Here is a 22,530-nt window from a genome sequence, read left to right on the forward strand (position 1 = left end):
GAAGATTAATAGAGTCAGTACCCCAAAATTTGTGCTATCGAATTATAACCAAATAAAAAATAATTCATATTTTATATAGAACACAAATTTTTGAAATAGAAGGTGGAAAAAGTGACAGAAAAGCATCCTCTTTCAGGGTATAAAAAGGATGATAATGGAGTTCTCTGGATATGGAGTTACGTTGGACAGGCTAGAATGAAAATGGGGTATAAAGTAAAAAGTCTACTTCACTATGAGCAATCTTCTTATCAACAAATCAGCATTGTGGATACAAAGTGGTATGGGAAAATGCTGGTGCTAGATGGTACGCCACAAATTTCAACAGGAGAAGGATTTATTTATAATGAAATGATTAGCCATGTTCCGATTATAACGCATTCAAATCCTAAAAAAGTTGCGATGATTGGCGGAGGTGATTGTGGTCCTGCACGGGAGGCAATGAAGTATGACGGAATTCAACAAATTGATGTAGTCGAAATTGATCCAAAAGTTACAGAAATCTGCCACACATGGCTAACTCCGGCTTCTTGTTACGAGGGTGAAACCAGGCTTAATATGATCCATCGCGATGGAATAGATTGGATTCAAGAACAAAAGGGAGTTTATGATGTTCTTATAATTGACCGGCCTGACCCTGTTGGACCAGGAAAAAAACTATTTCAACCAGATTTTTATCAATATGTCTACAACAGCCTTAAGGATGACGGCGTGGTTGTTTTTCAATCAGGATCTCCTTACTATAATACTTCTACGTTACAAGGCACAATTAAAAATTTAAAGGAACTATTTCCGATTGTTCGCACCTATTTAGTGACTATACCTCTTTTCCCTTGTGGGATCTGGAGTTTTACGATTGCTTCGAAAAAAATAGATCCTCTTCAGGCCGATTTGACGAAGTTACAGCATAAACATACTCAATATATCAATCCTGAAATTTTCCGTGCATCATTTGTTTTACCTAAATATATAAAAGAAATAGTAGACGGAAAAGATTCTTAAAAACTAGGTAGCTACGAATGTTTGTTGAAATTCATGAATAATCTCAGAGAATACATTCGTTATAGTAGATCTGTGCTTGCTGCGGAGAGTACGAGATAATTCAATTTGAAACGTATTAAAATTATGGCTGTAACCTAGATAGCCGTTATTGTCCCCTTGTCTGTGAAAGGCAATTGATTCGTTTCCAATAAATTTATTATCAAATATTACATGGATTTTTGGAAACGAATTTTCAGTTTTTTTAGCTAACGCTTGTTGCAACCAATCTTTAACTTCCTTTGAGCAAGATTGTCCATATAAGGTCCCCACTTCAATTGCATAAGGTCCGTAATGTGTATCCTTCATTCCGTGAAAAGATAAATGCAAATAGGGTGTTAGAAGGCGATTGTCATTATCTATTATCTTTAAAGAATTAACAATTTCTTGAATTGTTCTTCTATATTCATGTATTCCTTCATAGTTGGTTTTATTTAGATTTCTATTTAAATCTGCTACAGTTCTTGAAACCGTACTAACAATTCCTGCACATCCAGTTTTCTTTACTAAATTCTCTACAACTTTATCTGTAAATAAATCAGCAGCGGGTGGTTCTGCATGAAGTGCATCGACGTGACAGCTTATAAAACCAGTTCCTTTGTTGTATTTTAAGTAATTTCCATGAATGAATTTTAATGTCATTGATTATTTCTCCTTGTATATTGTTTGAAATCTATCCTCTCTATAATAAATGCAATGAAAATAAAATCGGTGAATTATCACATGAGTTAAATACATACATAAAAAGTTTTTAAAAACGGTGGAAATAAATAGATAAATGTACAAGAGTATTTTATATAGTTACATACTATATGATTAGCTGATTATTGTTATAGGGCATTAAAGTAGCAAAATACGATAGAAAGTTCTAATTAGGAGGCTTTAAAATGGATCCAATGAGAGAAGAGTTAGGGATATTATCTGATAAAGAAATGACGTTGCAAACTCTTAATCTGAATAATATACCGTCTGTTGAATTAGTTGACCCCAAAACCTGTTCATACCCAGTGATAGGGAGGAAGTACGGTCACCATAGCGGAAGAGATATTGTTATGGTAAGTACAAAAGACCAAGCAATATATGAAGGATATGATTATTTTACAAAAATATATGCAATAGACAAAGAATATTATCTAGAAGTGGAAGGGCTGAGCGTAAAAACAGTACAAGTAGTTACCAGTGAACATGTTGTATTTAACGAAATACCCATTCGAACGCAAGCCTTTGGTTGGAAACTGGAGCAGATAAACACCATGGATGTACCGGAAATGTTGATGAGCGTAGCCATTCGAGCGCTTTACGTAACAGGTGCTAAAAGCGGCTTTGTTAAAATGGGGATATTAGAAAATGGAGAGTGTATTGTCACAGATATTAACCCATCAGAAAGCGAATGGATGGAAAATCCATCAAAGCCTGCTGTTCCTTTTAGCATGGGTGCTGATGTTGAGTTTATGTTAAGTTGTGATGGGGAGCTTCTGCCAGCTTCTACTTTCTTTTCTGTTGAAGGTCCAGTAGGTTGTGATGAAAGGCAAATAGAGCAAGATAGCGGTGAGTATGCCTTAGTAGAAGTTAGGCCTGAAAAAGCTAATTCATCCATAGAATTATTTGAGAATATCAAAACATTAATAGAAAAAGCATCTGCACAGGTACCATATGAAAATGTTCATTTCCGAGCAGGCAGCATGCCGTTTTCAGGGTATCAGTGCGGAGGACATATTCATTTTGGCATCCCGCTTTCTTTATCCTTATTAAGAGCTCTTGATCACTACCTTGCTATTCCAGTAGCGCTGATAGAAGAATCTAAGACCGCTAAACTTAGACGGAAAACAAATCATGGGGGTCTTGGACGCTATCGTGAGAAGCCGTATGGATTTGAGTATTTAACGTTAAGCTCTTGGATTATCGACCCTAGAATTACTCTCTCCACTTTGGCTCTTGCTCAGCTAGTTGCTACCCATCATCATGAATTAAAAAGCGAATTTTTATTTCATCCCCTTACGCAGCGTGCCTACTATCAAGGGAATAAAATCTTTCTTAAACGAATGTGGAAAGATATCAAAGAGAATCTTATGAAAACATCTAGCTATCCACAATATCACAATGAACTATCTTTTCTATTTGAAATGATAGAAAAGGAAATTCCTTGTGATGAATCAAAGGATATTCGCGGGAATTGGAATGTAAAGATCTCTAAAGAAATCTATGACCGTGGATATATTATTCAAATCCCCAAAAAGCTCCGTTTAAAATACGGCCTCAAAGAGGGGCAGTCTACGATCGTTAGTGCAGGAAAGGCAATATCAACTGCAACTGTGCATTCTTATCCTTTTTCATTTCGCTATTCAAATATGGTTCAACTTTCTAAATCTCTTCGTGATAAACTATCTCTCCCAAAAGATTGGTGCCCTAAGCTATCAGCCTCAGAAGGCATCATAACTTTAGGTCCTATCATTGGAATTCTCGCTAATCGTCCTTTTGAAAGGCAAACAACTTACTTCCATCATCTATGTCGTTTAGCAAATGAAAAGCGAATGCTTGTCTATGTGTTTGAACCCGAAGATATTGATTGGGAGAAAAAGCTGGTTAAAGGAACAACCATTAACGGTGAAGGGAGCTTTCCTTTTCCTGCTGTCGTTTATGATCGTTATTTTATAGATGGTAGAAAAAATATTTTAATAGATGAAGTAAGAGCAAAGCTTCAGGCGATTTATAAAATTCCTTTTGTTAATTCTTCAAACTTGTTTCAACTTACGGGAGATAAGTGGGCGACATATCAACTTCTTATGAAAGAATATGAAGAATTTCTCCCAGAGTCACGTCTAGTAACAAATCCTGCTGACATTTCAGAAATGCTTGATAGCTATGGAGAAGTTTATTTAAAACCGCTTGGCGGGGCCTTAAGTAAAGGAGTCATGCGCATCGTTCGCCGACCAACCGGCATCTTTTGGTTTGATCTTAATAAAAAGAAGCTGCATCAATTCAGTAATATGGAAGAATTATTTACTTTGCTCTCTCCTTTAATGAAAAACAATCCGTATCTGGTTCAAGAAGGAATTCGCAGAAAGCAGCATAAAGATAAAAATTTAGAAATACGGGTTTATATGCAAAAAAATGAAAAGCAAATTTGGCTCCGAACGGGTATGGTTGCTCGTCTCACCGGGGAAGATGTGCTAACGGAAGATTCGGAAACGAATATGCGCCTCAGTAAAATATTAAACAGCTTATATCCTGATCCAACAGACAGAAGGCTCATTATAAACCAACTAGCTAAAATATCTAAAAATATTGTTGCGACAGTAGAAGAGAAAGTAGGTTCTTTTGGGGAGCTAGCAGTAGATTTATGTATAGATCAGTACGGTTCCATAAAGTTACTCGAAATAAATGCAAAACCAGATAGTCTATTCTCACAAATTAGAGCCTATAAGCTGCGGACTTTGGCTGGGATTCGTCTGCTTAATTATGCGTCTTCATTGGCGGGTTACGAAGAAGAAAAGGAGGATTTAACATGAAGAACTTCACATTAAATGAAATCCTTAAACAAACGGGTGGAGACCTTTGTTATGGATCAGGAAATCCTGTTATTAAACATGCTATAAACTACGCCAAAAAGGATATAGAGGATCATACACTAATCTTTCATTTAGATAGAGAACCAATTAGAGGGAAGTATTGGAAAGAAAATCATTCAATTGTCGTTATAACAGACCAGCCTGAACTGTGCACGAACTTAGAGGGAAATATTATTCTTGTTAAAACAGCTCAATTAGAAGATGCTTATTGGAAATTTGTCGAATACTATCGAGGTCTGTTTGATCTTCCTGTTATTGGTGTTACAGGAACTTGTGGAAAAACGACCACTAAAGAGATGATTCGACAAATATTAATTGAAGATTATAAAGTGAAAGCTACGTGGATGAGTATGAATTCTATGTCTGTAAATCTACATTATTTAACAGGTATTGATGATACGACAGAAGTAGCTGTTTTTGAGATGCCGGTCGCTTATCCAGGCTATCTAAGAGTTGCGTGCCGCTACTTTCAGCCACAAATACGAATCTTATTAAATATAGGTGTGCACCATCTCGCTGATTGTGAAACACCTGAAGAATATATGAAAGCAAAAGCCGAGATTGTAGAAGGCTTAGATCCGAATAGCGGCATTTTGATTTTAAACGCAGATGACCAAAATATTAAGAGAGTGCTTGATGTGAGTCATTTTCAAGGTGTTGTATATATAGGGAAAAATGATGACTCACAATTTCAAGCAAAAGATATAAAATATGCTAATGGAGGAATGGCCTTTACTTTAAAACACCAAAACAAAGAGTACGATGCCTTTATCCCTGGATATGGTGAACACAATGTGTATAATGCACTGGCTGCCATTGCTGCTGTATTTTATGTTGGTGTTGATCTTTCCGTTGCAATACAAAGACTTAGCTTATTTGAACAAGTAGAAGAACATTTGGAATTTAAAAGCGGAATGAACGAATGTACGGTAATTAATGACACATGGAACTCTTCACCTTTATCGATGGCTACAGCTCTTAAAGTTCTTAGTGATATGTCAAAAGAGAAACAATCGATCGCTTTATTAGGTTACATGCCTCAGCTAGGAGAAGGGCCTCATGCTATTAACCAATACGAAGAAATGGGGAAAAAAGCAGCGGAATCAAAAATTGACATTTTAGTTGTAGTAGGAGATGAAGCAAAAGCTATCGGAACAGGAGCATTAAAATGTGGAATGGATCCCAATAAAGTCTATTTTTGTAATACCGGTGATGAAGTACACGATGTTTTAGCTCCGTATTTAAATAAAAATACAATACTTCTATTAAAAGTAACGCATCGTGTGATGAAAAAACCTACTTTTAAACAATTAAGAAATAAACTCATTCCAGATAACGAAGAGTAAAAGGAGGATAGAAATGAAGAAGACTAAACAGCTAAGAGAGTTAATAGAAAGTAAACAGCTAGAGTTTATTATGGAGGCTCACAGTGCGCTATCTGCAAAGATTGTAGAAGAAGCGGGATTTAAGGGGATATGGGCCAGTGGCCTGTCATTATCTGCAGCCCTGGGTGTAAGAGATAATAATGAAGCTTCATGGACACAAGTATTAGACATTTTAGAGTTTATGAGTGACGCAACGTCCGTTCCAATACTTCTTGATGGCGATACAGGCTATGGGAATTTTAATAATGCAAGAAGACTGGTTAAGAAATTGGAGCAACGAGACATTCCAGGAGTATGTATTGAAGATAAATTGTTCCCAAAAACAAACTCATTTATTAAAGGTGAAGCGCAGCCACTTGCAGATATTAATGAATTTTGTGGCAAAATTAAAGCAATGAAAGATAGTCAACAGGATAAAGATTTTGTAGTGGTGTCGCGTGTAGAAGCTTTTATTGCAGGGTGGGGGCTGAAAGAAGCTTTAAAGCGGGCAGAAGCTTATCGCCAAGCAGGAACCGATGCCGTTTTGATTCATAGTAAAAGGTCAGATATGAAAGAAATTGAAGCTTTTATGAAAGAGTGGGGAAACAGGCTTCCAGTTATTATTGTTCCTACTAAATATTATTCGGTTCCAACTGATAAATTTAGAGATTTAGGAATTAGCTTGAGCATTTGGGCCAATCATAACTTAAGATCTTCTATTACAGCTATGCAGAAAACGTCTGCTCAGATTTATTACGATAAAAGTTTGATTAACGTAGAAAAAAATGTCTCTCCGCTTGAGGAAGTTTTCCGTCTTCAAAAAGCTGAAGAGCTCGATATTGCAGAGAAACTTTATTTAAGTTCTTCTAATCATAGCATGAACGCTATGATTCTGGTAAAAGAATCAGCAAATGAAGCTTTAATAACTGAGCAAATAAATCAGTTAAAAAAAGTCGGCGTGACAAATATTATAAAAGTAGATAGTAACAAAGCTATGGAAGATAAGGAATTTCCTAATAAAGGAGAATTACATGATCTTTATACTGCAAGGGATAAGCTAGGAACGGCTACTTTAATAAGTGATAGTAACATCGTGTATAAAACACATGTTTTTGAGGAGTTAATTCATGAAAGTGGCGATATCACTATTGTAGTAGGAGCAGATTACGAGTTAAAAGGGAATCAGACATCTTATGTAACCGCTGAATTTCCCTATTCCAAACAGCTTTATTCCAAAACAGTAGAGTTGATTCAAATGTCTTGCAGTTCAAACTCTAAAAACATTCATGGTGAATTTATTGGCCTTTGGAAAGTTTCAGGAAAAGGCACTGAGATTGTAAAAAAAGCGTTGGAAGAACTGGCGCAGAGAAAAGATTTTGCTCAGCTCACGTTCTCTGATTTCTTTAATTATATTAATCTAATTCATCCAATTGCTGTTAAATATACGATGGGGTCATGGATAGATACCGAAACGTATACAAAGATTCAAAGAGATGGTGGACAACATGATTAGTACATCAGTGTTTGGAACTCAATTAAAAAAACTAGGTTTTCAATTTTATAGCGGGGTTCCTTGTTCCTATCTTAAACATCTTATTAACTATGCTATCAACGAATGTGAATACGTTGCAGCGGCAAACGAAGGAGAAGCGGTAGCGATTGCTGCTGGCGCATCAATCGGTGGTAGCAAAGCGGTTGTTTTAATGCAGAACTCCGGATTAGCAAATGCTGTTTCCCCTTTAACCTCTCTTATTCATCCGTTTAAAATTCCGGTCCTTGGATTTGTCAGTTTTCGCGGAGAACCTGGATTTCCAGATGAACCGCAGCATGAATTAATGGGAGAAATTACTCCTACCCTGCTAAATACGATGAAAATAAAGTGGGAATATTTATCCTTTGATTTTGCGGAAGTTAAAAAACAATTACAGCGGGCTAATCAAGCTGTTGAAAATAATGAAAGCTATTTCTTTATTGTCAAAAAAGGAACGTTTGAGCCAGTTAAGCTTTTAGAAAAATCAATGAAAAAAGTTACTCCTAAAATGAAACGCGAACAGGCAACAACCAACGAGTTACCTTCAAGGTATGAGGCATTACAAGTAGTTAATTCCTTAAAAGACAATGATACTATTCAATTGGCCGCTACAGGAAAAACTGGACGAGAGCTTTACGAAATAGAAGATGCTAGAAATAACTTTTATATGGTTGGATCTATGGGGTGCGTTAGTTCCATTGGTTTGGGCTTAGCTTTGAGCAGAAATGAAAAGAATATCATTACGATTGATGGAGACGGAGCTTTGCTTATGCGTATGGGAAATCTAGCAACCAACGGATACTATTGTCCGGCAAATTTATTACACATTCTTCTAGACAATCAAACCCATGATTCTACAGGGGGCCAACATACGGTCTCTCATAACATTAATTTTGTAGATATTGCTTCTTCCTGTGGGTATCAAAAATCCATTCATGTTCATAACTTAAATGAGTTAGAGACGTATATAAAACAGTGGAAAAATGATAAAAAATTAACGTTTTTATATCTTAAAATAGCGAAAGGCTCTAAAAAGAACCTGGGGCGTCCTGAAATGAAGCCTTATGAAGTGAAAGAAAGATTGCAGGTGTTTTTAGATGATTAAGACAGCTGTTATTCTAGCTGCAGGGATGGGGAGCAGGATTCGCGAAAGAGCTGGAAATCGTCCTAAAGGATTTTTAGTGATTGACGAAAAATCAATTATCGAGCATTCCATTTCGAAATTAGTAGAAGCGGGAATTAAGACGATCTTTATCGGAACAGGTTATATGAAAGAAGAATATGAAAAGTTAATGGTTAAATACCCTCAAATAAAATGTGTTTATAACTCTAGATACGAAACAACGGGAAGTCTTTTTACGCTGTATCAATTTAAAAATTATATTAAAGATGATTTTTTACTATTGGAATCAGATGTGATTTTTGAAAAAAGTGCTTTGCAAACATTAGTAAACCATTCGAGGTCAGATGTAATACTAGCAAGTAAATTGAACGGTGCTGGCGATGAAGTGTATATTGAAGTGGATGAAAATAATAACCTTAAGAATATGTCTAAACAAAAAGAAGAGTTAAATAGTATCTATGCAGAATTAGTTGGTTTAACCAAACTCTCTTATGCTACATTTCAGAGACTTTGTGATGAAGCGCATACCTTGTTTCAGTTAAATCAAGTGATTGATTATGAATATGGTCTCGTTAAAATTTCCGAAAAAACAAATGTGTATATTCATAAACTGGACAATTTGGCGTGGGGTGAAGTGGATGATGAAGATCATTGGGCAAGAGCAACTACTATTGTTTATCCAATTATTAAAGCTCGAGAAGGTATTCAACATGCCGTTAAGAGAAATATACTTCTAAATCCTGGACCGGCAACTACAACAGATACTGTTAAATATGCTCAAATAGTAGAGGACATTTGTCCGAGAGAAAAAGCATTTGGAGAGACGATGGAATTTATCTCTACTGAATTAACAAAATTTGTTGGGAATCCAGATAAATATACTACGGTATTATTCGGCGGATCTGGAACGGCGGCAGTGGAATCGATTTTAAGTTCAGTAATTAATAACGGTACTGTTGTTATTATCAATAATGGTCCATACGGTGAAAGAATGTGTAAAATCGCTGAAATTTATGGGCTGAATTATGTAGAATATAAAAGCTCCGCCCAGCAGGCTATTGATATGAACGACTTAGAAATCTTTATAAAAAAGCTTTCAACGAACGTTTCTTATCTGGCACTTGTTCACTGTGAAACTTCAACAGGGCTTCTTAATGATATTGAACAAATCGGGGAATTTTGTGCAGTGAAAAATATCGAGATGATTGTGGATGCAATGAGTTCATATGCAGCTGTTCCAATTGACATGCAAAAAATGAATATAAGCTATCTGGCGGCAAGTGCAAATAAAAACCTTCAAGCAATGGCAGGTGTGTCGTTTGTTATAGCCAATATAGAACGGTTAGAAAAAACGGAGCAAATGAAGCCACGTAATCTTTATCTTCATTTATATGATCAGTATCGCCATTTCCAAATAAATAAACAAATGCGTTTTACTCCTCCTGTTCAGACTATGTATGCCTTAAAGCAGGCAATTATAGAAACTCAGTGGGAAGGAATTGAGAGACGATATGAGCGCTATTCAAAATCATGGACTACTTTAACTGATGGAATTACTCGGCTTGGGTTAACCTATTTGGTTCCTGAAGCACATCATTCTAAAATTATTACCTCTATCCTTGAGCCTTCTGATGAAAAGTATAATTTTGATATCATGCATGATTTTTTTTATAGACAAGGATTTACTATTTATCCTGGTAAAATTGATAAATTAGAAACTTTTCGAGTAGCAAATATTGGTGATATCACATATAGAGATATAGAAAAATTTCTTCACCTTCTTGAACAATATCTCAAAGCTTTAAAAGGAGAGTGAGAACAATTTGAATCAAAAATTAGCTGTAGCAGTTATGGTTGTAAATCAAGATCATCACGTGCTTCTAGTGAAGAACCCTAGAAGGGGATGGGAATTTCCAGGCGGTTTTATAGAAGTAGGTGAATCGATAAAAGACGCGGGTATACGAGAAGTTAAAGAGGAATCTGGAATTGTTATCGAAGTGACAAACTTTTTAGGAGTAGAACAAGAGGTTAAAAGATCTACTACTGTTATTTTATTAAAGGGAAAAGCGGTTAGCGGGAAAATTTCCGTCTCCAATGAAACGCAGGGTGTGGGATATTTTACGTTAGAGGAAGCAAAAAACATAATTAAATTAGATAACTTTAAAGATAGAATAGATAGATGTCTAAAAGAGACTGAAATACCATTTTTCTATGTTTTAAAAGATACAGGCTCCTTTTACGTATAGGCGGGAGATTTCTGTGTTGTGCTAGAAATGCAGGCTGAACTCGATTAAATAAAAAACTCTCACCGTTAGGCATAACGATGAGAGTTTTTTTATCAGTAAGAGTATCGCTGTTTATTCAGCTGTCGAAATTTCTTCTTCTACATCATGGTCTTCTAAATTAGCATCTAAAAATTCACTTGTTTCCGATAAATTGAGATTTAATTTTGTTTTTTTACAAATTTGGATTGTAACATCTTGAACGGAGACGTCTAAAACATGACCACCTTCTTTTTTATATTCATCAATAAAGTGCAGGTGATAGCCGGGAACACCGATGCCTGACGAATATTCTGGCGTGTAAAAACCTGCTAGTGTTCCATTTACATCAGAAGATGTAAATGTAGGCTGATCAGCAGCCGCATCTACCATAGAAGGATAGGGTTTCTCTTGCTTTGCAACAGTACGGGTTTTTACTTCTTTAAACTTTCCGTCAATGCGAACTGCATAGAATAAATTCGGGCTAGGAATAAGTTCGTTCATTAAATTCTCTAATTGATCGCGATTCATTTCCTTTTCTATGCGGTAAGAGATATCTTGATAAAAGGTTGTCATAATGGCGAAAGGGGTTTTAGCATCTTCACGAATAGGTGCGGCTTTCCCATCAGCAATATGATAAAACTCTCCGTCAAAGGCAATCATTTCACCGTCTAATTGATTAAACGTACCGATGCCGAAATCACCTTTTTTAGCTAAGTCTTTGTAGGTGACAATACCGTCAAACACGCCGTCTAATAAAGCAATCATAGTCGAAGTTTGGTGAATCGTTAATTTTTCTTCATTACTCATCGTGCGTTCTCTCCTTTATGTTTCTCAAATAGGTTTTAAGACCTAATGGTTAAATACCCGATTGGTATGACAACTAACCGAAGGAGAGAAGAAGGTTTTAATTTTCTAAATAAAAAACTTCCCTATTAATTAGGGAAGCAGGGGTGTGCCTATTGCGAATAATACATCTCTGTTTTATTTTTAGGTTTATCATACTTGAGACATAGTAAGTGAAAGTCTTACGTGGCTCTTATTTGGTATGGTTAAAAAGCTTTTGGTAACTAACAATTTTTTGATCTAGCTTTTGACTTAATTTTAAAATCTCGCCGTGAGAATAACTGCTTGTTTTTTTTAGCTAATTGATAAATATCTGATTGTGAGGATCGAATTTCTTTTTCTAACTGAGATTGTTTTATTGAAATCCTCTCCAAGTCAGAATACTTCTATCTTTTATCTAGCAGTATGAAATTCTTTCATTTTTGTAAAATATTTTTCGTTGTGAAAAATATAAAATATATGAAGAATTGCTGACAAGCTTTGTCGAACACTTTTTTTACCTGTTTTCAACAAATATGATATACTAAGGCTAGGAAAAATGACAATCCGGAGCGCACGTTCAGTTATTCTTAACAAGCGAATGAATTCTTAGCTTTGACAAGTTTAACTTGTAAGGTGAAGAAATTCATCACAAAATCTTATTAGATCTGAACCTTGTCAGCCCCTGGATGAGGATTTGTTGAAGACGATTCACTAGAAAAAACCTTCGAGACCGCCAACTCGGAGGTTTTTTTGTGTATGAGAAGTAAAAAAAAGACATAGACTAAGAAAGAAAAAGGTCTTGCACCCATAATTGGCTGTAGTTGATTACACCTTGTCCATTTCTGCAAGGAAGCTGCCTTTTTACTATAGGGAAGTGCCGCCAAACACGATTCCCTAAAGACAATCAGCACACGAGCCTTATGGATGAAGAACCTTTTAGACGATACTTATTGGTGATTACTTATTTTACTACTGGAAAAATAGCAAAATAAGAGCGACTATGGCTCCTAAAAGCTCCACGTAAGCCGTTAGGAGCTGAACATTCTCAGCATCTAGGAAAAATGACTTGAGGATTCGTCTCAGACTATCCACCACCTTTTTCTTCCTTGCATGAATTCCCAAGGGAAAGAAAGGGGACGATAGTGCTTCTTTATTTTAACAAAAGTAGGAAATGATAAGTAGATTTATTTGAGGTATAAATTAAAAAAGCATGTAGAATACATGCTTTTTTAATTTGGGTAAATTTCTTTTATGCGTCCGACTTGTCCATCGCTTAAACGAACTTTGATGCCGTGCGGGTGAAAGCTTGAATTGGTCAGAATGTCTTTGACCGTTCCATGCGTCAGTTTCCCAGAGCGCTGATCTGCTTTTAAAATAATGTCGACTTTAATTCCAGGAGCTACGTCTTTTCTATTTTGTCCGTTCATTATACACCTGTTCTCTTTCGCTGATTATTCGTTTTTTTTGTTTGCTGACTCGTCAGCTTTTTGGTTGCTTGATTGGTGCTGCTGTTCTTAGTTTTACTTAAAGATTGATTTTTCTTATTAGCTAGCTGCTGTTTGATGGCATCTTGAAGACTAATTTTCTTTTTAAGTTGTTCTGTCATAAGGGTTCCTCCTGAATACGTACGTCGTCTGAAAAAGCAAAGAAAGTAGGGGAATAAAAAAGCTGACTATATAGTCAGCTTTTTTTAATTAGAAACAGTGACTTCTTCTACAGGCTGCATGAGTACAGCTTCTTTATCGGGATACGTTTTTTCAATATGATGTTCTCCCCAAGAGCATAATGAATCGAGAATGCTTTTTAAAGACCATCCGTAGTCCGTTAAAGAATATTCTACTCGAGGCGGCATTTCGTTGTACATTTTTCTAACAATAATGCCGTCTGCTTCAAGTTCACGAAGCTGCTGCGTTAATACTTTTTGTGTAACGCGAGGCATAATTCTTTTTAATTCTCCAGGGCGCTTTGTCCCTTTAATTAAGTGGCAAAGAATAACGACTTTCCACTTACCTCCAATGACTTCTAATGCCGCTTCCACTGGAATATTATATTTTTTCACGTTAACAACTCTCCTTGTTCTAGAGATAACGGTCAAATGCATGTTTTCGCATTTTTTCTGATGTTTATCATACCACTATAGAGCAAAATTTTCTAGGTGTAAGCATTTTTTTAGAATGCCCAATAGTTCATGACTTTAGTATTTACGCTTATTGTAACCTCCAGGTACCTATATCACTTGAAAGTGCGTACTTTTTCTTTGGTTTTACATCGCTCATAATAACAATTGTTGATGGCGAGTTAGCGAATATATGAAGGGTACCTTAGCTAATCAGCTGTAAGAGAAGCTATTATAAAGAAGTTATTATAACGAACAGGAGGCGTTAAGAAGTGAACACACTTTCACAAACACAACAAAGTAAAAAAAGCGGTGCTTTACCGCTATTAGCGCTAGCTATTAGCGCCTTTGGAATCGGGACAACAGAGTTTGTTCCAGTAGGTCTATTATCATCGCTTGCAGATGATTTAAATATTTCCATCACATTAGCAGGCTTATTGATTTCAGGATACGCAATGGGAGTTGCATTTGGAGCTCCCGTCTTAACAGCTTTAACAAGTAAAATGAGTAGAAAATCATTGCTAATGCTATTAATGGTTATTTTTATCGTAGGAAACTCAGTAGCGGCTTTATCAACAAGCTTTGGGCTGCTGCTTGTAGCACGAATTATTACTGCATTTTCCCACGGGATTTTCTTTTCCATCGGCGCGACTATCGCTGCTGATTTAGTGCCGGAAGATAAGCGGGCAAGTGCCATTGCTTTAATGTTTACAGGTTTGACAGTAGCGACTGTTACAGGTGTTCCGCTTGGTACATTTATTGGACAAGCTTTCGGTTGGAGAGCAACATTTTGGGGAGTAGCGTTACTTGGGGTTATTGCCATTATTGCAAGTGCTCTTTTAGTGCCTAAAAACTTAAAAGAAGCACCGCCAGCAAAGTTTAGCGATCAATTGAAAATCTTAAAAAACGGGCCGCTTTTATTATCGTTTGCTATTACCGCTCTAGGATATGGCGGAACGTTTGTAGCTTATACGTATTTAGCTCCTATTCTTGAAAAGTTAACAGGATACGCACCAAGCGCAGTTAGCATCTTGCTACTGGTATACGGTGTAGCGGTAGCCATCGGAAACACGATCGGAGGAAAAGCTGCTAATAAAAACCCATTAAAAGCATTATTTTGGATGTTTTTAATTCAAGCAGTTATCTTAATGATTTTATCGTTTACTGCATCGTTTAAAGTAGCAGGAACAGTCACAATTTTTGCCATGGGCTTATTGGCATTTATGAACGTACCTGGACTGCAAGTGCTGGTCGTAAACTTAGCTGAAAAGTATGTCCCTTCAGCAGTAAACGTAGCATCGGCGCTTAATATTGCTGCATTTAACGTTGGAATTGCTATTGGTTCTTTTGTAGGCGGCCTGATTGTTGATTCGATTGGTCTTATTCATACTCCTTGGATTGGAGGGGTTATGGTTTTAGGAGCGGTCTTATTAACGGCATGGAGTCGCTCGATAGAAGCGAAAGCAAAATAAAAAAAGAGATCATCGCTTTTTGCGATGATCTCTTTTTTTATAGATTTCAAGTTATAGGATATATAAGAAATATGTATTAGAGTTATTGATCATCTGTTCTTTATAATAAAATTATCCATTATCTCCTTGGGTGATACAAAGTCGAAAGGAGAAACACAATGAGTGTTGCATTTTTATTCCCAGGACAAGGCGCACAATATGCCGGTATGCTTCATGATATAAAAAATAAATGGGGGTTAGTGACAACGTTTGAAGAAGCAAGTGAGGTTTTAAATGAAGACGTATTATCGTTAGATTCGTCAGAAAAATTAAAATATAATAAAAATGTTCAGATATGTCTTTTTATTGCAGGGGTGGCTGCGGCTAGAGCGTTTAGAAAGGAAGGATACTTACCAGACGTGGTAGGAGGGCATTCAATAGGAGCGTTTGGAGCAGCAGTTACATCTGAAGTGTTATCTTTTAAAGAAGCTCTTCTTTTTATAGAAAAAAGAGGGGGACTAATGGAAAATGCTTATCCTGGTGGTTATGGTATGGGGGTGGTATTGGGACTGCGGGAACACCAGCTTTTCTCTCTTGTACATGAAATATCCACTGATGCAACTCCTGTTTATGTAGCGAATCTAAATGCTCCCGATCAGATAACGATTTCTGGTACGGTAAAAGCAATTAAGAAAGTTCTTGAAGCAGCCTCTAAAAAAGGAGCTAGAAAAACTAAAATGCTTCATGTAACGGTGCCTTCTCACTGTCCTCTCATGGAAGGAGTTTCGAGCGAGTTACGAAAAATAATAACTGAAGTGAAAGGAAAGGATCCGGTGGTTCCTTTTATAGGTAATTGTAAAGCTCGGAAATTATGGAAAGCTGCTGATGTTAAGGAAGATCTGGCAGCGAGTGTTGCTTTGCCTGTTCGTTGGCATGATGCGACGGAAGTTATGTATGAAATGGGTACAAGATTATATATTGAAATGGCTCCAGGAAGAGTACTAACGGATTTGGCTGCTAAGAGCTTCCCGGAAGCAAGGGCTATTTCTGCAGCCGAATCTACGATCAAATCTATGTTGATTTTAATGGAAAAAGAAAAAATATAAGCGCCTTAATTTAGGAATGGAAGAAAGGAGCTAGAACATGAGTGGCATAAAAAAAACTTCAAAATCATGGACAACTCGCCGAGATCAAAAAGCAGCTCGCCTTGCGCGAATAGACCATCTTCTTAAAGGAAAGTTATTAAGTAATGAACACATTATTGAAGCGTTAGAATTGCTTATATCACCCGGAGATAAAGTAGTGCTTGAAGGAGACAATCAAAAGCAAGCATCTTTTTTATCAAAGGCACTGAACGAGGTAAGCGCTGATAAAATAAACGGCCTTCATATGATTATGTCTAGTATTTCACGCCCGGAACATCTCGACATATTCGAAAAAGGAATTGCTGAAAAAATTGATTTTTCGTATGCCGGCGCTCAAAGCCTTCGCGTGTCTCAAATGATTGAAGATGGCGTGTTGAAAATGGGGGAAATTCATACATATCTAGAGCTTTACGGACGTCTTTTCATTGATTTAATTCCCAATATTGCATTAGTCGCTGCCGACAAAGCAGACTCGCAAGGCAACTTATACACGGGAGCAAATACGGAAGAAACGCCGACCATTATTGAAGCAGCAGCATTTAAGGATGGAATTGTCATTGTGCAGGTAAATGAACTTGTCGAAGAACTTCCACGAGTTGATATTCCGGCTTCTTGGATTGATTGTATCGTCGTGGCGGATCAACCTTATCAATTGGAAGCTTTATTTACGCGAGATCCTCGTCATATTACAGAGCTCCAAATTTTAATGGCTATGATGACGATTCGAGGTATCTATGAACGACACAGTGTACAATCATTAAATCACGGTATTGGATTTAATACAGCTGCAATTGAACTTTTGCTGCCTACTTATGGAGAAAAGTTAGGGCTGAAAGGTAAAATATGCAAGCACTGGGCTCTGAACCCTCACCCTACGTTGATTCCAGCTATTGAAAGCGGATGGATTGAGAGCGTACACTGCTTTGGCGGAGAAGTAGGAATGGAACAATACACAGCAGCGCGTCCAGATGTATTTTTCACGGGACGCGACGGCAGCCTGCGTTCAAACCGTGCGATGTGTCAAGTGGCCGGTCAATATGCGGTAGATGCTTTTGTAGGATCAACGTTACAAATAGATGGAGAAGGAAATTCTTCTACCGTCACATCTGGACGTTTGTCAGGGTTTGGCGGAGCGCCTAACATGGGGCATGATCCTAGAGGCCGCCGGCATTCTACGCCTGCTTGGTTGGATATGATAAACGAGCAGCATGAATTAGCAAGAGGAAGAAAGCTAGTTGTTCAAATGGTTGAAACCTTTCAATCAGGAAATGAGCCTGTTTTTGTGGAGTCTTTAGATGCGATAAAGGTAGCGAAACAAGCAAGCTTAGCTACTGCTCCTGTCATGATTTACGGAGACGATGTGACCCATGTCGTGACGGAAGAAGGAATTGCTTATTTATACAAAGCACAAAGCTTGGATGAAAGAAAAGCAGCGCTTGAAGCAATAGCAGGGGTAACGCCTATAGGGCTGCGACACAACCAAAATAAAGTGGAAAAGATGCGCAGAGATGGCTTAGTAGCTTTTCCTGAAGACTTACAGATTCGTCGTACAGAAGCAAAGCGTTCATTATTGGCAGCGAGAAGTGTAGAAGATTTAGTAGAATGGTCGGATGGTCTATATAATCCTCCTGCTAAATTTAGGAGCTGGTAAGGAATATGCGTATTCAGAGTATTCAAGAAAAGCCAAAACCAGCAGTGTTTTATTCACGTCTAATAGCGAAAATGGCAGTTACTGCTCTGGTTGATGAAGCGGTACTTACACCTAAACCTGGGCTTGTAGATGCTGCAACAAATGGGTCTCATCAAGATATGAATATTGATACACTGTTAACCTCTGCTTATGCTTTACAACCGACCTTTTCACAGATTGCTTTATATAGTCAAGAGAAGCAGCCAAGTCAGATGCTAAGGGAAGAAATTGCTCGAATTGGACGCGAAGGCGAACAAATTATGTACGGAGTTACGAATGGTGTTAATACACACAAAGGAGCTATTTGGGCATTAGGCCTACTTGCTTCCGCAACAGCAGTTTGCGGCATTCAAGCATCACCTGCATCCATCGCAGCAGCTGCAGGACAAATTGCTCGTTATGCAGATCGTTTTTGTCCTTTGCATACATCTAATGGACTTCGTGTGAAAAAACAGTATGGCGTAAAAGGAGCGGCTGGAGAGGCGGAGCAAGGATTTCCCCACGTGATTCATATAGGTTTGCCTGCTTTACATAAGGCTCGCAAGCTAGGAATACATGAAACATCAGCACGGATTGATACTTTAGTAACGTTAATGGCCAAGATTGATGATACGTGTATTTTGCATCGTGCTGGTTCGGCTGTGTTGGAGGAGGTTAAAATGGCGGCATCCAGTGTATTAGGAGCTGGAGGAGTATCTACATCACTAGGAAAACAGCGCTTGGAAGCGTTAGATAATATTCTTCTATCAGCTAACGCTTCTCCAGGCGGAAGTGCAGATTTGCTGGCTGCTGTATTATTTTTGGATCGAATATCTTTTTTTGAAGAATCGTATCTGCAGGGAGGAGTGGCTAATGGAAACGTTAGTGTTTAAATACAAAGCTGATCAAAAGTTAACTCAGCGCGCACATGTAGGCGTTGTAGGTTCAGGAGATTTAGAAATCTTAATGAGTCCTTCTGATGAAGAACATGCTCACGTCTCAGTACGAACAGGAAGTGAAGGGTTTAGTGAAACCTGGAAAGCCGTATTAGACCGGTTCTTTAGTGTTCATACGATCCAAGCGAAAATTGTAATTAATGATTTCGGTGCTACGCCTGGTGTAGTCGCATTACGTTTGGCACAGGCTTTGGAGGTGAGTGGAAATGGGAGTGAATAATCAAAGCTTTATTGAGTTAAATGGAAGAGAACGAGCACAGGCAATCTTAGATAAAGACACATTCCGTGAACTGCTCGGCCCTTTTGACGGGATCGAATCGCCTCATTTACCGAAGCAAAATATTGTTCCCCAAAGCGATGATGGTGTCATTATAGCAGGTGGGCTGATAGCAGGGGAGCCAGCCGTTGTCATTTCAATAGAAGGAGGGTTTCAAGGGGGAGGTATTGGTGAAGTATCGGGAGCTAAAATTGCAGGTGCTTTGGAATTAGCTCTTAATAATCACAAGAAAGGCATTCCAGTTAGGCCTGTTTTTCTATTTGATACAGGAGGGGTAAGGCTGCAAGAAGCAAATTATGGGCTTTTATCGATATCTGAAATTGGTGCAGCTGTTATTGCTTTGCGCGAATATACACCTATTGTCGGAGTTATTTCAGGAAACGTAGGCTGCTTTGGAGGCATGTCCATCACTGCTTCACTCTTTAGTTATCTCATTATGACAAAAGAAGCAAGGTTTGGCCTTAACGGCCCGGAAGTGATTGAACAAGAAGCAGGGATTGAAGAGTTTGATGCACGAGACAGAAGCTTAATCTGGAGAACGATTGGCGGTATTCAACGCTATAAAACGGGTTTTGCAGACGCCATGGCACCGGATGATGTCACTGCTATTCAACGAGCAGTTCAAGAGACGTTTCAGAAGAAAGAAAAGGTAACTAGTAAAACAGAACAAGTAGAGTTTTATAGACATTTGCTTAGTAAGGTTGATCCTTCAGAAAAAATGGCTCCTCATCAATTTCAAGAACTGTATCAAGCGACCAGAAATGAACGTATCCCTTCAGCAGTCTCTTACCCGTTGAATGAAGTTCAAGGCAATATGCCAAATAGCCGCGGTCGCGTATGGATCAATGCTTTAATACATGATGAAGAAGCGGATTTTGAGATTCCTTCCGTTCTTTATAAAGACGCATTGCTAGGAAGAGAAAAGGTCCGATATATATCGGTTGTACCTAATCCTTATAATCGTTTTTTACGTGCACGAAAAGGGGAAGTAGGATTAGACGAAGGATGGGCAATTGCCAAGCATGTTCGTGAAGTAATAAAAGAAGATCGAAATCAATCCCCGCGTCCTATAATTGCCATTGTGGATGTACCGAGTCAAGCGTATGGCTATCATGAAGAACTTCTAGGTATTCACTATGCTTGCGGTGCGGCAGTGGATGCTTATGCAGCAGCGCGCTTGGCAGGTCATCCAGTTATTACATTGATTGTCGGAAAAGCGATTTCAGGAGCATTTTTAGCTCATGGATACCAGTCAAATCGGATAGTGGCTTTGAAAGACGAAGGAGTAAATGTCCATGCCATGTCTAAACAGTCTGCAGCACGTATTACCAAAAGAAGCATACAAGAACTTGAAGAAGCTTCAAAGAAAGTTCCGTCCATGGCCTATGACATTGAATCATATGCCTCACTTGGGGCTTTATATGAGCTGATTAGCGGTATTCAATCCGATAAGCCCACAGAGCGCGACGTTCAAACGATTCAAGATATTTTGAGTGGCGCAATAGAAGATGTGCGCAGTGAAGGGGCGTATGATTTAAGCACTCGGCTGCGTAGTGAGGAAGCAAGAAAAGCAGGGCGAAAAGCTTCTTTATTAGTAAGAGATGAGTTGGAAAAACAATGGAATATATAACTCATGATTTGCTTCAATTAAAAGAGGAAGCAAAGCTAATTAGTTATACAGCTATTCCTGAGTGGGTAGAGTGTTCATTAGCGAGAGCCCCGTTTGTAGTTGTAAGGCGTTCTGTTCATCGAGATAGACTGATACCTGTTGGGATAAGGGGAGAACGAAGGAATCAGCGTTTTGGTGCTTTTTTATCTGAGCACGCCATTAAACAAGCAACTAGGCCGGAAGATCTGACTTCACTCTTTCAAAACGGCTATTCTAGAAAAATTCCAGCTATAAGCGCTTTAGAAGAGGTGGCTGTTATTTTAAAAGATTTTGTGTGGGGACCAACCGGCAGTGTAGGGTTCGAGCTTGCCAGCGGTGCAGAAGTTGTAACGACAACCAGTGATTTGGACGTACTCATTCGCCTTTCTTCTTATTTATCGATAGAACAAGCGAAAATGATACTTAGTAAGTTAAAGAGGTGCCCAGTTTCTGTAGATGTACAGGTGGAAACGGAAAAAGGAGCATTTTCTCTAGCTGAATATGCAAAGGGAGAAGAGACGTTGCTTTTGCGTACGGTATATGGACCTACCTTAATAAAATCGAATCAATTAGTATAAGAAACGGAAAAGGAGATATGAACCTTTTCCGTCTCTTCTGTCAATACCAGCTTTTTTCCTGACTTAACAAACGCTTTGCTTCAAAAAAGAATATTTGAATAAACTTTTTTGTGTTAATACGAATGGGTAAAATTTTAGAATCTCCCTGCAGTTCCTTCATTTTTTTACGAACGGCTGTAAAGTCGAAAAACTTAGAAGCATAATTTTCAAACTTTGGATTTGAAAAATCTGTTAATCCAATAGAAGCAAAGTGATTTAGTGAGTGAGTAACAGCTCTTCTTATCCTCTGTTCACAAGCCTTGGTTTCACGATTAATTTCAATGGAAGAAGCGTGAGCTCCTAGTTTTTTCTCAGCAACATTCACAAAAATATTTTTTAAAGAAGGGAAGTGTTTTTCCACACTTTCTCTTTGGTCATACGTATATAAAAACTGTAAAATATCAAGTAAATCTTTTGCACCATTTTCTCCTACAATACCTAACTCGGCTAATAAGAATTTACCTACATCGTATAGATGGGCTTGTTTCGTTACCGGCTGACTAGAAGGGGGGGCGTGATGGGCTGTCGCTAAACTATTCAAGGAGGCTTTAATATCGTCGATTGATTTCTCGAGGGAGATTCGTTCAATTACTTTTCGAATAACCGTTAAGATTTCAATTCGATTAATTGGTTTTGTAATATAGTATTCGATTCCTAATGAATAGGCTTCTCCTATCAATTCTTTAGACTCTACCTGTGAAATCATAATCATTTTTCCTTTAAATGAATCTTTTAAATGACGAATTGTTTCGATTCCATCTCGTCCTGGCATAAGCAAATCAATAAATAAAATATCAATTTGCTTTAAATTTAACATTGAGGCATCTAGAAAGCTTCCGTCGACGACTTCTTCTGCAACTTCTCCTAAATCCTCATCTTCAATCAGCTGACTGAGCGTTGAGCGAATGGCTGAATCATCATCTGTAATACAAAACCGCAT

21 protein-coding genes are annotated in these 22,530 nt (G+C 37.8%); 14 read left to right on the plus strand and 7 right to left on the minus strand.

From position 1 onward, the window contains the following. The first annotated feature begins 111 nt into the window (after nt 1-111). Entirely contained in the window at nt 112-999 is an 888-nt protein-coding gene (speE, locus tag ACLHDF_RS15235) for a polyamine aminopropyltransferase (protein WP_413919575.1), read from the plus strand. 3 nt (nt 1,000-1,002) lie between these two features. Here speE and ACLHDF_RS15240 read toward each other — a convergent pair whose 3' ends face one another. After that, on the minus strand, nt 1,003-1,677 hold the full coding sequence (locus tag ACLHDF_RS15240; protein WP_413919576.1) for a hypothetical protein: 675 nt from the start codon (nt 1,675-1,677) through the stop codon (nt 1,003-1,005). Between the two features lie 245 nt (nt 1,678-1,922). Here ACLHDF_RS15240 and ACLHDF_RS15245 point away from each other — a divergent pair, with 245 nt between their 5' ends. Genes ACLHDF_RS15245 through ACLHDF_RS15270 form a run of 6 tightly spaced genes read left to right on the plus strand, consistent with a single transcriptional unit; the run spans nt 1,923 to nt 10,868 of the window. Continuing rightward, nucleotides 1,923-4,544 carry a putative amidoligase domain-containing protein gene (locus ACLHDF_RS15245; RefSeq protein ID WP_413919577.1) on the plus strand — a complete coding sequence of 874 codons (2,622 nt, stop codon included), beginning with the start codon at nt 1,923-1,925 and terminating at the stop codon, nt 4,542-4,544. Beyond that, nucleotides 4,541-5,950 carry a Mur ligase family protein gene (locus ACLHDF_RS15250; protein WP_413919578.1) on the plus strand — a complete coding sequence of 470 codons (1,410 nt, stop codon included), beginning with the start codon at nt 4,541-4,543 and terminating at the stop codon, nt 5,948-5,950. Before ACLHDF_RS15245 ends, ACLHDF_RS15250 begins: the two co-directional genes overlap by 4 nt. Nucleotides 5,951-5,963: 13 nt before the next feature. Next, nucleotides 5,964-7,481, plus strand: a complete 1,518-nt coding sequence (gene aepX, locus ACLHDF_RS15255; protein ID WP_413919579.1) for a phosphoenolpyruvate mutase — start codon at nt 5,964-5,966, stop codon at nt 7,479-7,481. After that, nucleotides 7,474-8,604 (plus strand): phosphonopyruvate decarboxylase, encoded by a 1,131-nt coding sequence (aepY, locus tag ACLHDF_RS15260; RefSeq protein WP_413919580.1) that lies wholly within the window; start codon nt 7,474-7,476, stop codon nt 8,602-8,604. The genes aepX and aepY overlap by 8 nt, the downstream gene beginning before the upstream one ends. Further along, complete coding sequence (locus ACLHDF_RS15265; RefSeq protein WP_413919581.1) at nt 8,597-10,438, plus strand: 2-aminoethylphosphonate aminotransferase; 1,842 nt, start codon at nt 8,597-8,599, stop codon at nt 10,436-10,438. Before aepY ends, ACLHDF_RS15265 begins: the two co-directional genes overlap by 8 nt. Before the next feature lie 7 nt (nt 10,439-10,445). Further along, the gene (locus ACLHDF_RS15270; protein ID WP_413919582.1) at nt 10,446-10,868 is read left to right on the plus strand and encodes an NUDIX hydrolase; all 423 of its coding nucleotides are present in this window, start codon (nt 10,446-10,448) and stop codon (nt 10,866-10,868) included. A 111-nt stretch (nt 10,869-10,979) separates the two neighbouring features. Here ACLHDF_RS15270 and budA read toward each other — a convergent pair whose 3' ends face one another. The 5 genes from budA to ACLHDF_RS15295 form a co-directional block, all read right to left on the minus strand. Next, complete coding sequence (gene budA, locus ACLHDF_RS15275) at nt 10,980-11,693, minus strand: acetolactate decarboxylase (RefSeq protein ID WP_413919583.1); 714 nt, start codon at nt 11,691-11,693, stop codon at nt 10,980-10,982. Nucleotides 11,694-11,922: 229 nt separating this feature from the next. Next, the gene (locus ACLHDF_RS15280; RefSeq protein WP_413919804.1) at nt 11,923-11,994 is read right to left on the minus strand and encodes a hypothetical protein; all 72 of its coding nucleotides are present in this window, start codon (nt 11,992-11,994) and stop codon (nt 11,923-11,925) included. A 946-nt stretch (nt 11,995-12,940) separates the two neighbouring features. After that, nucleotides 12,941-13,138: a YwbE family protein gene (locus tag ACLHDF_RS15285; RefSeq protein ID WP_413919584.1), complete on the minus strand. Its 198-nt coding sequence runs from the start codon at nt 13,136-13,138 to the stop codon at nt 12,941-12,943. Next, nucleotides 13,138-13,317, minus strand: coding sequence for a hypothetical protein (locus ACLHDF_RS15290; protein ID WP_413919585.1), 180 nt, complete (start codon nt 13,315-13,317; stop codon nt 13,138-13,140). Before ACLHDF_RS15290 ends, ACLHDF_RS15285 begins: the two co-directional genes overlap by 1 nt. Before the next feature lie 84 nt (nt 13,318-13,401). After that, on the minus strand, nt 13,402-13,770 hold the full coding sequence (locus tag ACLHDF_RS15295; RefSeq protein ID WP_013055500.1) for a winged helix-turn-helix transcriptional regulator: 369 nt from the start codon (nt 13,768-13,770) through the stop codon (nt 13,402-13,404). Nucleotides 13,771-14,099: 329 nt separating this feature from the next. On the opposite strand from ACLHDF_RS15295, the gene ACLHDF_RS15300 reads away from it, so the two are divergent. The 7 genes from ACLHDF_RS15300 (at nt 14,100) to ACLHDF_RS15330 (ending at nt 21,551) form a co-directional block, all read left to right on the plus strand. Continuing rightward, nucleotides 14,100-15,299 carry an MFS transporter gene (locus ACLHDF_RS15300; protein WP_413919586.1) on the plus strand — a complete coding sequence of 400 codons (1,200 nt, stop codon included), beginning with the start codon at nt 14,100-14,102 and terminating at the stop codon, nt 15,297-15,299. A 158-nt stretch (nt 15,300-15,457) separates the two neighbouring features. Then, entirely contained in the window at nt 15,458-16,384 is a 927-nt protein-coding gene (locus ACLHDF_RS15305; RefSeq protein WP_413919587.1) for an ACP S-malonyltransferase, read from the plus strand. Nucleotides 16,385-16,421: 37 nt separating this feature from the next. Further along, nucleotides 16,422-18,074 carry a malonate decarboxylase subunit alpha gene (gene mdcA, locus ACLHDF_RS15310; RefSeq protein WP_413919588.1) on the plus strand — a complete coding sequence of 551 codons (1,653 nt, stop codon included), beginning with the start codon at nt 16,422-16,424 and terminating at the stop codon, nt 18,072-18,074. Nucleotides 18,075-18,079: 5 nt separating this feature from the next. Next, entirely contained in the window at nt 18,080-18,985 is a 906-nt protein-coding gene (locus tag ACLHDF_RS15315) for a triphosphoribosyl-dephospho-CoA synthase (protein WP_413919589.1), read from the plus strand. Next, complete coding sequence (locus ACLHDF_RS15320) at nt 18,966-19,268, plus strand: malonate decarboxylase subunit delta (RefSeq protein WP_413919590.1); 303 nt, start codon at nt 18,966-18,968, stop codon at nt 19,266-19,268. Before ACLHDF_RS15315 ends, ACLHDF_RS15320 begins: the two co-directional genes overlap by 20 nt. Next, a complete protein-coding gene (gene mdcD, locus ACLHDF_RS15325; RefSeq protein ID WP_413919591.1) occupies nt 19,255-20,955 on the plus strand; it encodes a biotin-independent malonate decarboxylase subunit beta in 1,701 nt (566 codons plus the stop codon). The genes ACLHDF_RS15320 and mdcD overlap by 14 nt, the downstream gene beginning before the upstream one ends. Beyond that, nucleotides 20,943-21,551 (plus strand): malonate decarboxylase holo-ACP synthase, encoded by a 609-nt coding sequence (locus ACLHDF_RS15330; protein ID WP_413919592.1) that lies wholly within the window; start codon nt 20,943-20,945, stop codon nt 21,549-21,551. Before mdcD ends, ACLHDF_RS15330 begins: the two co-directional genes overlap by 13 nt. Before the next feature lie 40 nt (nt 21,552-21,591). Here ACLHDF_RS15330 and ACLHDF_RS15335 read toward each other — a convergent pair whose 3' ends face one another. Next, nucleotides 21,592-22,530: a response regulator gene (locus ACLHDF_RS15335; RefSeq protein ID WP_413919593.1), complete on the minus strand. Its 939-nt coding sequence runs from the start codon at nt 22,528-22,530 to the stop codon at nt 21,592-21,594.

The sequence above is a fragment of the Priestia megaterium genome (assembly GCF_046599315.1).
In the GTDB taxonomy this organism is placed as follows: domain Bacteria; phylum Bacillota; class Bacilli; order Bacillales; family Bacillaceae_H; genus Priestia; species Priestia megaterium_F.

Excerpts from the sequence above, each read along its gene's own strand:
- ACLHDF_RS15290 (WP_413919585.1), bottom strand. The coding sequence starts at position 13,317 with ATGACAGAACAACTTAAAAAGAAAATTAGTCTTCAAGATGCCATCAAA.
- budA (WP_413919583.1), bottom strand. The coding sequence starts at position 11,693 with ATGAGTAATGAAGAAAAATTAACGATTCACCAAACTTCGACTATGATT.
- ACLHDF_RS15245 (WP_413919577.1), top strand. The coding sequence starts at position 1,923 with ATGGATCCAATGAGAGAAGAGTTAGGGATATTATCTGATAAAGAAATG.
- aepX (WP_413919579.1), top strand. The coding sequence starts at position 5,964 with ATGAAGAAGACTAAACAGCTAAGAGAGTTAATAGAAAGTAAACAGCTA.
- ACLHDF_RS15265 (WP_413919581.1), top strand. The coding sequence starts at position 8,597 with ATGATTAAGACAGCTGTTATTCTAGCTGCAGGGATGGGGAGCAGGATT.
- ACLHDF_RS15330 (WP_413919592.1), top strand. The coding sequence starts at position 20,943 with ATGGAATATATAACTCATGATTTGCTTCAATTAAAAGAGGAAGCAAAG.
- ACLHDF_RS15285 (WP_413919584.1), bottom strand. The coding sequence starts at position 13,138 with ATGAACGGACAAAATAGAAAAGACGTAGCTCCTGGAATTAAAGTCGAC.
- mdcD (WP_413919591.1), top strand. The coding sequence starts at position 19,255 with ATGGGAGTGAATAATCAAAGCTTTATTGAGTTAAATGGAAGAGAACGA.
- aepY (WP_413919580.1), top strand. The coding sequence starts at position 7,474 with ATGATTAGTACATCAGTGTTTGGAACTCAATTAAAAAAACTAGGTTTT.
- mdcA (WP_413919588.1), top strand. The coding sequence starts at position 16,422 with ATGAGTGGCATAAAAAAAACTTCAAAATCATGGACAACTCGCCGAGAT.
- ACLHDF_RS15250 (WP_413919578.1), top strand. The coding sequence starts at position 4,541 with ATGAAGAACTTCACATTAAATGAAATCCTTAAACAAACGGGTGGAGAC.
- ACLHDF_RS15320 (WP_413919590.1), top strand. The coding sequence starts at position 18,966 with ATGGAAACGTTAGTGTTTAAATACAAAGCTGATCAAAAGTTAACTCAG.
- ACLHDF_RS15240 (WP_413919576.1), bottom strand. The coding sequence starts at position 1,677 with ATGACATTAAAATTCATTCATGGAAATTACTTAAAATACAACAAAGGA.
- ACLHDF_RS15315 (WP_413919589.1), top strand. The coding sequence starts at position 18,080 with ATGCGTATTCAGAGTATTCAAGAAAAGCCAAAACCAGCAGTGTTTTAT.
- ACLHDF_RS15305 (WP_413919587.1), top strand. The coding sequence starts at position 15,458 with ATGAGTGTTGCATTTTTATTCCCAGGACAAGGCGCACAATATGCCGGT.
- ACLHDF_RS15335 (WP_413919593.1), bottom strand. The coding sequence starts at position 22,530 with ATGCGGTTTTGTATTACAGATGATGATTCAGCCATTCGCTCAACGCTC.